The organism is Paenibacillus alba (assembly GCF_013204855.1).
Classification (GTDB): Bacteria; Bacillota; Bacilli; order Paenibacillales; family NBRC-103111; genus Paenibacillus_E; species Paenibacillus_E alba.
In genome coordinates this window covers 34,739-46,668 of the sequence record NZ_JABMKZ010000040.1, presented here as the reverse complement: position 1 = coordinate 46,668, position 11,930 = coordinate 34,739, and the positions used below count along the sequence as shown (strand labels likewise).

8 protein-coding genes are annotated in these 11,930 nt (G+C 44.0%); all 8 read left to right on the top strand.

All coding sequences use genetic code 11. The features are described 5' to 3' along the window. Positions 1 to 11 precede the first annotated feature (11 nt). The 8 genes from HQN90_RS31600 (at position 12) to HQN90_RS31565 (ending at position 11,929) form a co-directional block, all read left to right on the top strand. Entirely contained in the window at positions 12 to 839 is an 828-nt protein-coding gene (locus HQN90_RS31600) for a carbohydrate ABC transporter permease (protein WP_338042413.1), read from the top strand. Between the two features lie 85 nt (positions 840 to 924). Next, the gene (locus tag HQN90_RS31595) at positions 925 to 2,712 is read left to right on the top strand and encodes a sensor histidine kinase (RefSeq protein ID WP_173226552.1); all 1,788 of its coding nucleotides are present in this window, start codon (positions 925 to 927) and stop codon (positions 2,710 to 2,712) included. Further along, entirely contained in the window at positions 2,709 to 3,743 is a 1,035-nt protein-coding gene (locus tag HQN90_RS31590; protein WP_173226550.1) for a response regulator transcription factor, read from the top strand. Before HQN90_RS31595 ends, HQN90_RS31590 begins: the two co-directional genes overlap by 4 nt. A gap of 71 nt (positions 3,744 to 3,814) precedes the next feature. Beyond that, positions 3,815 to 6,139: a helix-turn-helix domain-containing protein gene (locus HQN90_RS31585; RefSeq protein WP_173226548.1), complete on the top strand. Its 2,325-nt coding sequence runs from the start codon at positions 3,815 to 3,817 to the stop codon at positions 6,137 to 6,139. Between the two features lie 289 nt (positions 6,140 to 6,428). Then, positions 6,429 to 8,309 carry a chondroitinase-B domain-containing protein gene (locus HQN90_RS31580; RefSeq protein ID WP_246362936.1) on the top strand — a complete coding sequence of 627 codons (1,881 nt, stop codon included), beginning with the start codon at positions 6,429 to 6,431 and terminating at the stop codon, positions 8,307 to 8,309. 139 nt (positions 8,310 to 8,448) lie between these two features. After that, positions 8,449 to 10,098: an extracellular solute-binding protein gene (locus HQN90_RS31575; RefSeq protein ID WP_173226544.1), complete on the top strand. Its 1,650-nt coding sequence runs from the start codon at positions 8,449 to 8,451 to the stop codon at positions 10,096 to 10,098. A 45-nt stretch (positions 10,099 to 10,143) separates the two neighbouring features. Beyond that, positions 10,144 to 11,037: an ABC transporter permease gene (locus tag HQN90_RS31570; RefSeq protein WP_173226603.1), complete on the top strand. Its 894-nt coding sequence runs from the start codon at positions 10,144 to 10,146 to the stop codon at positions 11,035 to 11,037. Positions 11,038 to 11,050: 13 nt separating this feature from the next. Then, positions 11,051 to 11,929, top strand: coding sequence for a carbohydrate ABC transporter permease (locus tag HQN90_RS31565; RefSeq protein ID WP_420851101.1), 879 nt, complete (start codon positions 11,051 to 11,053; stop codon positions 11,927 to 11,929). Position 11,930 lies beyond the last annotated feature (1 nt).

The following is an 11,930-nucleotide window of genomic DNA, read 5'->3' as shown; positions in this document are numbered from 1 at the left end:
CTGTTGTGAACGTGGCTGTATTGATTGTAACCAGTCTAAGTATGATTGCGCCGCTTATTCATTTATTGGCCGTATCGTTAAGCCTTCCCGAATACGCGAATGCCAAATTAGTGGGGCTGTGGCCCAAAGGCATGCAGCTCGATGTATACGGATCTATTTTTGCCTTAGATGAGATTTGGCGGGCTATGGGCGTAAGTATTTATATTACGGTTATCGGAACGCTCGTGACGCTGCTGCTTTGCTCTCTTCTGGCCTACACGCTTACAAGGCCAATGATGCCGGGACGGAAAATTATTTTGAAACTTATTGTCATTACGTTCGTTTTTCCCGTACCCTTAATTCCAAGTTATTTATTAGTGAAGCAGCTCGGCATGATGAATTCGCTATGGTCGCTTATTATTCCAGGTGCGATGAGCGCCTTCTATGTTCTCATCATTCGAACTTTTTTCCAAGGTGTTCCTGGGGAATTATTTGAAGCTGCGAAGATTGATGGTTGTGGGGAGCAGCGCATTTACACGCGCATCGTCTTGCCGCTATCCATGCCCGTGCTGGCTACAATCACCTTATTCCATACGGTTAGCCAGTGGAATTCCTATTTCTCAGCAACCATTTATATTCGTTCGCGAGAGCTGTATCCGCTCCAGGTTCTTCTGCGCAACCTCATCGTAGACAACGGAGCGAATACCGGAATGAGCGATTTTCAGCTCAGTACGCAGTTTACGCCGGAAATGATGAAAGCAGGAATCGTATTGGTAGCTACATTGCCGATTCTAATCGTATATCCGCTTCTTCAAAAGCATTTCGTTAAAGGCGCTATGCTGGGCTCAGTCAAAGAATAAGTTGGGGTATCCTGATTGCGATAAATAAGCTAAGCTTACAAGTAAACATCACAGAGGCACAGACAGAAGAAAAAGGGGAATGCGCATGCGGATCAAAACGTTGACGATAAAGGTAAAGCTCGTTCTGCTTTTCTTCGGCTTCTTCTGTGTGCCATTTCTAGTCCTCGGCAAGTTCTGGTATGATCGTTCCATGGAAACGATTGAGGATAACGCGATTAACAATAGTCAACAACTGATGCGGCAAATGAACTATAACCTCGATGTGTACTTTTCGGACATTAAGAAAGCAACGCTTCCTCTTCTCGCTAATTCTCTCGTACAGCAGTTTGTCAAAATTGACCCTAACAATCAATACGATTATTACGATTTAAGCTCTCATATCCGATCAGACCTCATTCCTAACACGGTATATAATCGAGATGACATTTATGGACTTTCCATCATTTCTCTGAAAGGTCCTTATTATAGCAATATCGCTTTTTCAGATCGGGTGGACGTGTATCGCAAAGAATTCGCTGAGAACTACGAAGAAAACTTTCGTATTTTGGGCATTAGCAAGACCGGAGACGGTACGGAGGTCATTACGGTCTTTCGAAGAATCATAGATAATGAAACGTATGTAACAGCAGGTTATTTGATCATTGATTTATCCTTGAATCGAACGACGAACATTATTAACCAAGCTGAGCTTGGGAAAACGGGAATCATCTCCATTGTGAACACAGATGGCCGCTATTTGTACCACCCCGATTCGAAAATGTGGAAGCAGCCGCTGCCGGGATTGTACCAAAGTCGCATTGCATCCGCCCATTCTCCTTACTTTACGAACGGAGCGGGAGCAGACAAGACGATTGTCGTGTATAACCGATCTGCGGCAACCGGGCTAACGATTGTGTCAGAGGTTCCGCTGCGTGAGTTGATGGAGGACCTGATTTATTTTCGAAATTTGACGCTAGGTTTCGTTGTGCTGCTGATCGTATTGGCGTTTGTGACCATTCTCAGCTTCTCGCTTTCCATTACTCGTGCGCTTTCTCATTTAATGAATTTAATGAAAAAAGTCGAGATGGGCGATTTAAGCATACGGGCTCCGCTGCGCAAGGATGAAATCGGAAGTTTGAACCGAGGCTTTAATCTCATGCTGGAAGATCTGAATCGATTGATTGAAATGATACATATTTCCCATCTGAAGGAAAAAGAAATGGCTATTCATCAAAGAGAATCAAAGCTGCAAATGCTGCAAGCGAGAATCAACCCGCATTTTCTTTACAACACGCTAGGGGTTATCAACGCTTATGCCATCATTGCCAAAGTCAAACCGATTAGCCAGATGACGGTCAGATTGTCCGATATGTTCCGCTATAGCATCGACAATCCCGAGGACACGGTTTCGCTTGCTGATGAAATCCAACATATGTTTAATTACATTCATATTCAGCAAGAACGTTATCAGAGTTTGGAAGTAGATGTGGATCTGGATGCTGAGCGTTTGAAGGATATTCATACGCTGCGTCTTACTGTACAGCCTATTGTTGAGAATGCTTTTATTCATGGTTATGAGGATTATTCGATGAAGCCAGAATATATTGGTCTTCGAGCAAGTTATGATGATTCGGGCGTGCGGCTTCAAATTATTGACAAAGGCAGGGGAATGGAGCCTGACCTCGTTGATACCTACAACCATGCTTTCGCCTGCATGTCTGAAGAACAAATGCTGCAAGCAAGCAGCCCATTCGGGGGGATCGGCATGTGGAACGTCCACAGCAGACTGAGACTCGAGTTTGGCGAACCTTATGGCCTTGCCATTGTGATGTCAGAAAGCTTTGGCACCATTGTAGAGATTAGAATGCCTTATCGGAAGGAGCAATCTGTATGATGACCGTTGTCGTTGTCGAAGATGAGCCTATAGTCAGAATGGGACTCATAGCACTTATGGAAGCTGAAGCAGATGGATTCCAGATCGTAGGGGAGGCCGAAGATGGCCAGCAGGCCATCATACTCGCAAGAACGTATATGCCGGACATCATTATTACGGATATTCGCATGCCTGTGATGGATGGCCTGAGCTTCATGGCCGCTCTCCGGCAGGAAGGGATCTCCTCTTCCGTCATCGTCGTTTCCGGTTATGGAGAATTTGAGTACGCACAGCAAGCGATGCGTGCCGGTGCAGCGGATTATTTATTGAAGCCTATCAATGAAGACAACCTGCTGCCCACCTTGCATGCGTTAAAAGAGAAGATTCAGCGGGAGAAATCGCGCATCGTGCATGACAACAAGGAGCAGTTGTGGTCGTTCAAGTTAAGTGCCAAACGGCTGGCGAGCAGTTTATGGCATCTGCGTGAAGCGGAGATTGAGGAAGAGCTGAACACGCTGAAGCATGAATTAATCGCGGACAGGTCATCGGCCAATGATATGGAGCGGAAACTTACGGGGTATCTTGCCTTGCTGGAGGACGAATTTCGCTCATCTGCTGGGCAAGAACTGCCTGTTCCGCGAGGTGGAGAGAAGAATGCCCAACATTTCGAGGCATTCAGCACCCAGATGTATGCCGCAATGGGAGCGATCCGAGGAATAAGGAACTGGGGATACGGGAAAGTGATCCAAGCTGCTATTGCCTATTTGGAAAAGCATTACGGGGACTCTGAACTCACCTTAACCAAGCTGGCTTATGACCTTCAGGTGAAGCCTGCGAATTTCAGTCATATGTTTAAATCGGAGCTTGGCGTTCCATTCAGCCAATATCTGATCCGCCTGCGTATGGATAAAGCCGCCGAACAACTATCTGGATCGGCCAAAAAAGTTTATGAAATTAGCGCTTCCGTAGGATTTCCGGATTACGTCCATTTTTCCAAAATGTTCAAACGACACAAGGGGGCTACGCCAACCGAATATCGCCAAAAAACTTGAGGACTTCGTTTGTAATCGCTCTCATTAGCCATGTATAATAGGTACAGAAATATGGTTAGGAGGTCATTCGTATGCGGCTGCAGCTCCGAAAATATAATAGGAGTGTAATTGTAACATGGATATTCTCTTACTTATCTGTCTTGTTGGTTCCTATTGTCATCAGTTTAATTCTTTACTCTGCCACGCATAGTCTGGTGGAGAAAGAAATTAATCGGGCAAATGAGCTGCTTCTCACGCAAATCGAATTATCTATTGACAGTAAGTTAAAAGGCTTGGAACAATTAAGTGTGGAAGTTGCTTTAAACAAAAATATAGTCTCTTTCACGAATGTAGAAAAGCCATTATCCGATGATCAATATTTTCAACTGTTCAATATCGCAGAAAATTTACGAACCTATCAGAATGCAAATGATTATATTGAGCAAATTTACGTGATGTACGGGAATAGTGATACCGTTATATCTACGTTTAACCACATCGATTCCCGTGGTCTGTATGCCATCATGAGGCAGCGCGATGAGACTAGCTTTGAGGAATGGACGCAGTTATTTGCTGGTAAATATGTCAATAAGTATTCCCCCATGCTGTATTGGAACGAAGGAAAGCCCACGTCTACGGTAATGTTTGCCCGTTCGCTCATCTTTAATAATCCGATACAGCCCCATCCCATTCTCATTTTCCTAATTAACGTGAATAAGCTGTTGGAAAGCCTTCCGCAATACAATGATTCGAGAGTTTTGATTCTGGATAAAGATAATCATTTCATTGCATCGTCCAAAGATAAAGAAAAGCTTCAAGATCAGCTGCCTTATGAGCGTTTGCTTGGGAAAAAAGGTTTGGTTTATGTAGAGATGAATCAAGACAAAGCGGCATTGTCTTACTTGACATCTGAGCTAACGGGTTGGAAATACGTATCGGTTTTGCCGGCAAACATTTTCAATGAAAAGATGGAATATTTGAAAGATATAACAAGATTGAGCATTGCTTTGGGTTTGTTGATTGGCATCATTGTCACGATTATTTTCCTGCGAAAAAATTATATGCCGATACAGGTGCTGCTGCAGAACATGACGCAAAGATCAGGGTTCCGTTTTGATGGGAAATCAAATGAATACTCATTTCTACAGAACGCGCTTCATCATACATTTGTGGAGAAAGATGCCATCAGCGACCGATTAAAGCTGCATAATAATACGATTAGAGCACATTTCCTGACACGTTTATTGAAAGGACAACTAGAGAGGAAATTTCCGCTTCAGGAATCTTTCATCGCCCACAACGTTCAATTCCATTCCGATCGGTTTGCGGTGCTGCTTTTCAGTGTGGATGCTTATGGCAAGCTGCAAGCAGATGAAGGGGGGGACTCTTTCGGGCAAAAGACGCAGATGCTCCACTTTATTCTAAGCAATGTGATTGAAGAGTTGGCCGGAAAGAACGCGACGGTTTATTCAACAGAAGTGAACGAATTGATAGCTTGTATCATTAATTTGAAACCAACTTTAAGTGAAGAAGATGAAGTTAAGGAATTAAATCGAATAGCTTCTCAAACGCAAGCCTTCATGAAGGAACATATTCATGCCGAAATGACGATTGCGGTGAGCGGAGTTCATAGTGACGTATATGGAATATCACAATCGTATCATGAGGCATTGGAAGCGCTCGAGTATCGAATCGTACTTGGGAGTGGACAACTGATCCAGTACAAGGAAAAAAGTATGGAGTCTGCTCAATCTCAGCGGAATTATTATTATCCTTTAAGCGTTGAACAACAGCTTATTTACTATGTGAAGACGGGCAACTTGCCCAAATCGCAGATGTTGTTAGGAGAGATTTATGAGGCGAATTTCAAGGTTCATCCTGTTTCGGTTGCGCTTGCCAAATGCCTTTTGTTTAATCTGGCAAGTACCATGCTCAAAGCGCTGGATGAGGTGAGCACGATCAGCAGGCGTAATTTTGAGGCTCATGTCAAAGACGTAGAATGTTTGTTGAACTGTGAAACGATTCAGGAAATGATGACGCATATGAACCGGGTGCTCATGCAGGTATGTGAATGGATTCAAACGGAAAAGAAAAATCATCATGCGTATTTGGTTAATGATATCCGGGACTATATTGAGATGCATTTTCGAGATGTGAATTTGAATATTTCGATGATCGGGGAATCCTTTTCGTTAACGCCATCCTACGTGTCCAAAATATTCAAAGAACATACTGGAGAAACACTGCTTGATCTCATCAATCAAACGCGACTGACAGCGGCAAAAGCACTTCTTTCCGAGCAAAAACTAACGGTTAACGAAATTGCCGGGCGTGTTGGCTATGCCGATGTGAGCACGTTTTTGCGCATATTCAAAAGATTTGAAGGGATGACTCCTGGCAAGTATCAGAAGATCTAAGTTTGTTACAGAGTCCGAAATGGGCTCTTTTTTTAATTTCACATACCATGTTTGCAAAATACGATCGATTGAGTTTATATTTTACGCATCATACTTGCTTTTGCCTATCAACAAATGAAGCCAAATGAGGTTCAATAATGATGTGACACGAGATAAACTTGAGGTAGAAGATGCTGAAAGGAAGTGGTGTTCAGAAATAATTAATTCGGAAGACAACATTATTGTAAGCACTCTCATGTCGCGGTAATTAATCAGATTAGATGAAAAGGACGGTGTTAGTTATATGAGGATGTCACTTAAAAAGGCTTCACTGCTGCTGTTATGCGCATTCGTATTTATGAGCTTGATTCCTGGATTAGCTGCAGCAGCAGACACCAAATTTACAATTGCAGGGTCCAATGTAACGGCGAGTTCCAATGATGGGAATGTTCCGGCCAATACGGTAGATGGAGATGCATCAACTCGCTGGTCAGCCAGCGGTAATGGGGAGTGGATTAAATTCGATCTCGGCTCTAGCGCAACGGTAGCCTATATCAAAATTGCTTTCTTAAATGGTTCGACACGCACCTCATCTTTTGATATTCAGACTTCTTCGGACAACACGACCTTTACGACCGTTCAGGCGAATGTAACAAGCAGCTTGGTAGAAGGCCTGCAAACATTTGATTTTCCTGATGCTACCTCTGTCAGGTATGTGCGCATTGTCGGGCACGGCAATTCGTTGAACGCTTGGAATAGCTATACGGAGGTAGAGATTTACGGAAATGGAAGCGGAACCCCCGTTGAAGATTCAGTAACAGTTTCCACCCCCGGACAACTGCAGACGGCAATTAACCAAGCCATTCCAGGCAGGGTTATTTATTTGGAGAACGGCACTTATTCGCAAACAGGCGCTTTCAATCTTAATGGGATTCACGGTACGGATGGCAATGAAATTACAATTAAAGCCGCTAATCGCGGGCAAGCTATTCTAGCTGGTGGAGCATATTTCAATCTTTCTCAGTCGTCTTATGTGACGATTTCGGGCTTGAAGTTCACAACTACAACGAGCACAAGCAACTATGCTGTGAAAATCGATGAATCCAACCACATCCGTTTGACACGTAATGAATTTAATCTGAATGAAACCGGGGTTAAGAACACTTGGGTGAATATCAGAGGTGTCAACAGCGACTATAACCGGATTGACCGGAATGCATTCCGATCCAAAGCAGACCCAGGACCCATCATCGCCGTAGATGGAAACGGAAGCAGCTATATGTCACAATATACGATGATTGACGGGAACTATTTCTATGACAGCGGGCCAAGGATTGATAACGGGAAAGAGAGTATTCGTCTTGGCTTATCCGGAGTATCGTTATTAAACGCGTACTCGACAGTCGAGAATAATTTATTCGAGAATTGCGATGGAGACCCCGAAGTTATTTCTGTGAAAAGCAGCAACAATACGATCCGTTACAACACAATTCGGAATTCGCAAGGGCAGGTAACCGCAAGACACGGGAATAACAACAAGTTCTATGGAAATTTCTTTCTGGGCAACGGAACTAAAGCCGGAGTTGGAGGTTTCCGAATTTATGGCACAGATCATCGCATTTATAATAACTACTTCGAAGGTCTAACCACGGATGCTATTAATCTGGATGGGGGAGATTGGGACGGTGGACCCAATTCCACGAACTACGGCAGTGGGGATCTAAGCAAGCATTGGCGAGTATACCGAGCGCAAGTGGCGAACAACACGATCGTCAACAGCACATTTGGCATCATCGTCGGCAGAAGCTATACTTCAGCACCCGTCGATAGTCGAATCGCCAACAACATTGTTCGCAATAGTACGGGGACGCTTTATGAGGAAGTAAAAACATCGAACACTGTGTTCGAAGGGAATATTGGCTTTGGCAGTACATTAAATAATCGTTCAAGAACATCGTCAGAAATTCTCAACATAACGCCTTCGTTCACAACGATCAACGGCTTGCAGAAGTTAACTGCTGGAAGCGCAGCCGTTAATGCCGCTGTTGGCAGCTATCCTTATGTTACAGAGGATATGGATGGCCAAACGCGTTTAACAAACGATATTGGGGCAGATGAATATTTTAGTTCTTCTACTCCTATTGTCCGTGCACCGCTTGCGGCTTCGAATGTAGGGCCAGACAGCCCATAATGTAAAAACTAAACCCGTACGCAAAACCTCGTATTTCTGGTTTTAACGTACGGGTTTAGTTTTTGAATATATACTTTTTCTAATCTTTTAAGCAAAATGAAACATGCACACCGTTAACTATTGATTAGGGGGAACCAATATGGAAAGCCTAAGATCACAAGGAAAGCATCGCAAATATGGCGCTGCGGGGTTAAGTATCCTCATGTTAACAAGTATTGTACTTGCGGCTTGCTCGGAAACCGGAAGTACTGGCAAGGATGGCGTAAATACGCCCAATGCTGATCCAGCCAAGTCAACAGCAACTTATCCTATGAATACGAAGGAAACGCTAACATCATGGGAAGGCATAAATAACAATGCGATTACCTTTTATCAAAATTTGGCTGATACTCCTTTTGGCAAGCAGTTGGCCAAAGAAACGGGTGTTGAAGTCAAGTATGTCCATCCGAATGATCAACAATTGAAAGAACAATTCAATCTCATGATTGTCTCTGAGAAACTGCCGGATGTCATTGAATACGATTGGACGGGGCGCAGCTCGGGGTCTTACCCTGGCGGACCCGAGAAAGCCATCAGCGATAAAGTCATTCTGGAATTGAATGATCTGATTGATAAATATGCGCCGAATTTGAAGAAGAAGCTGCAGGAAGACAAAGAGCTCGACAAAATGATCAAAACGGATAGCGGCAAATACTACGTATTTCCGATGATCCGCAACCCTTCCGGACTTGTATTCCGTGGACCGATCATTCGCAAAGACTGGTTGGATGAGCTTCAACTGCCCGTACCTGAGACGATTGATGATTGGGAAAAAACGCTAATAGCCTTCCGTGATAAAAAAGGAGCAAAAGCACCGCTTAGTGTGACCTATGTCAATGGGAATTTTGAAATTCGCGATGCCTTTATCGGTGCTTATCATACTTCTAACAACTTCTATCTCGATGACGCAGGCAAAGTCAAGTATGGACCTGTCGACCCCCAATATAAGGATTTTTTAACCTTGTTCCGTAAATGGTATGCAGAAGGCTTGTTTGATAAAGATTTTGCCTTGACGGACGGCAAGGTTCTGGATACGAAAATGCTTGGCGGTCAAACAGGGGCAACCGTTTCTGTGCTGAGCGGAGGAATGGGAAGATGGATGGATGCCATGAAGTCGAAGGATCCGAAGTACAATTTGGTGGGCTCTCCTTATCCAACCCTTAAAAAAGGGGAGAAGCCTTTTACAGGACAAAGAGATTTTAAATATAATCCTGGTCCTAGCAAAGCGGTTTCGGCAACTACAAAAAATCCGGAGCTGGCTGTTCGCTGGCTGGATTATGCTTACAGTACGAAAGGCAGTTTACTGTTCAACTTTGGCGTTGAGGGCGAAAGCTATGTCATGAAAGACGGAACGCCTACCTATACAGATCAGATTGTGAAAAATGAGAAGTACAGCTTGCAGCAAATGGTCGCACAGTATACCAAGCCGAACGGTCCGTATGAAGCGGATGAACGCCGAAACTGGAATACGTTCCCTCAGCAAGATGAAGCGGTTAAATTGTGGTCGAATACCGATGCGGCTAAACATACAATACCAGCCTTTCTTACGCCAACAGCGGAAGAAAGCAAAGAGCTCGGTAAAATCATTAACGATGTAAGCAATTATAAGGAAGAAATGTTTGCAAAGTTTATTATGGGCAAGGAACCGCTTGATAATTATGGCAAATATGTGGAGCAAATTAAAAAGCTGGGCATTGATCGCGCCGTAGAGATTTATCAGAATTCGCTTGATCGGTATAACAAGAGATAGAGAGGTGGTATCTCCGTGAAATCAAATTCATTCCCAGGTTGGGGGATGTTGTATGACATTCGCAAAAATAAGCTGCTCTATCTCATGCTGGCTCCTGTAATTTTATTCTTTTCACTTTTTCACTATATTCCCATGTATGGCGCAATCATTGCCTTTAAGGATTTCTCCCCAAGACTTGGCATTATAGGAAGCCCATGGGCTGGATTCGAGCATTTTAAAGTTTTTTTCGAAGGTATTTATTTCTGGCGCACGCTTAAAAATACGGTTCTTATCAGCTTGTATGATCTCGTTTTTGGATTTCCTGCGCCGATCATTCTGGCTCTGCTGCTTAACGAAGTGAAGAAGACGATCTTCAAGCGATCTATCCAAACGATTACCTATATGCCGCATTTCGTCTCACTCGTCGTCGTATGCGGAATGATCAAGGAATTCACCGTAAGCGGGGGATTAATCAATGATTTTATAGCGTATATGGGCGGGGAGAGGCTCTCCCTGCTGCTTGAATCCCAGTTTTTCCGGACGATTTATGTCTCGTCGGGGGTGTGGCAGCATATTGGATGGGGAACGATCATTTATCTTGCGGCATTGGCGGGCATTGATACAGAGCAGTATGAGGCTGCGAAGATCGATGGCGCAGGACGATGGAAGCAAATGCGTCATGTCACGCTGCCAGGAATCATGCCTACGATTGTCATTTTATTGATTCTTGAGATGGGCCGTATGCTGAGTGTGGGGACAGAAAAAATTATTTTGCTTTATAATCCAACCATCTATGATACCGCTGATGTGATTAGCTCCTATGTATATCGAGTGGGGCTTCAGGAATTCAATTACAGCTTCAGCTCGGCCGTCGGGCTATTTAATTCGGCCATTAACTTCACCCTTGTTGTCGGGTCCAACTGGTTGAGCCGCAAGCTGAACGATACCAGCCTGTGGTAGAGGGGGGATGAATATGCAGCGCAAATCAGTCGGTGAGTGGACTTTCGATATCGGAAACTATGCGTTATTGTCACTGCTAGCTGTAGCTACTGTGTATCCTATTGTGTACGTCTTGTTTGCATCTTTAAGCGATCCTACTCTCTATATGCAGCATAGCGGAATTCTCTGGAAACCGCTTGATTTTAATCTTCATGCCTATAAGCTTGTTTTCCAAAATGGAACGATCATGAACGGCTATGTCAATACGATGATCATTGTTGTCGTGGGATTAACGCTTAACATTTTTCTCACGTCTCTAGGCGCATATGCTTTGTCGAGGAAATGCTTGGGCTATCGTAAGCCCCTCATGCTGTATATTGTTTTTACGATGTTTTTCAGCGGTGGCATGATCCCCTTCTATTTTACTGTCAAAGGGCTGGGCCTAGCGAATACATTGTGGGCATTAATTATTCCGCAAGCAATTTCAGCGTTTAATCTTATTCTGATGAAAACAGCATTTGAGGCGATACCGGATAGTCTGGAAGAATCGGCGAAAATAGATGGGGCCAATGAGTTTGTTATTTTGTTTCGGATTATGTTCCCGCTCTGTATGCCAGTTGTCGCTGTTATGCTGCTCTACTATGGGGTGAGTCACTGGAACGCTTGGTTTAACGCGCTAATCTTTTTGCAAGACCGATCGCTGTACCCGCTGCAGCTTGTACTTAGAGAGCTGCTGCTGATGAACGAAGCAGGCTCGATGGCAAGCGGTTCCAGCGGTGCGGATGTGGCGATCGTAGGGGAAACCTTGAAGCATGCTACCATTATCGTGGCCACATTGCCGATTCTTATGGTCTACCCCTTCCTGCAGAAATATTTCGTGAAAGGCGCTTTAATTGGGGCTATTAAAGGATAAA

What these genes read in the sequence shown, in the direction of transcription:
- HQN90_RS31595 (WP_173226552.1), top strand. Translation starts at nt 925, where the DNA reads ATGCGGATCAAAACGTTGACGATAAAGGTAAAGCTCGTTCTGCTTTTC.
- HQN90_RS31590 (WP_173226550.1), top strand. Translation starts at nt 2,709, where the DNA reads ATGATGACCGTTGTCGTTGTCGAAGATGAGCCTATAGTCAGAATGGGA.
- HQN90_RS31585 (WP_173226548.1), top strand. Translation starts at nt 3,815, where the DNA reads ATGCGGCTGCAGCTCCGAAAATATAATAGGAGTGTAATTGTAACATGG.
- HQN90_RS31580 (WP_246362936.1), top strand. Translation starts at nt 6,429, where the DNA reads ATGTCACTTAAAAAGGCTTCACTGCTGCTGTTATGCGCATTCGTATTT.
- HQN90_RS31575 (WP_173226544.1), top strand. Translation starts at nt 8,449, where the DNA reads ATGGAAAGCCTAAGATCACAAGGAAAGCATCGCAAATATGGCGCTGCG.
- HQN90_RS31570 (WP_173226603.1), top strand. Translation starts at nt 10,144, where the DNA reads ATGTTGTATGACATTCGCAAAAATAAGCTGCTCTATCTCATGCTGGCT.
- HQN90_RS31565 (WP_420851101.1), top strand. Translation starts at nt 11,051, where the DNA reads ATGCAGCGCAAATCAGTCGGTGAGTGGACTTTCGATATCGGAAACTAT.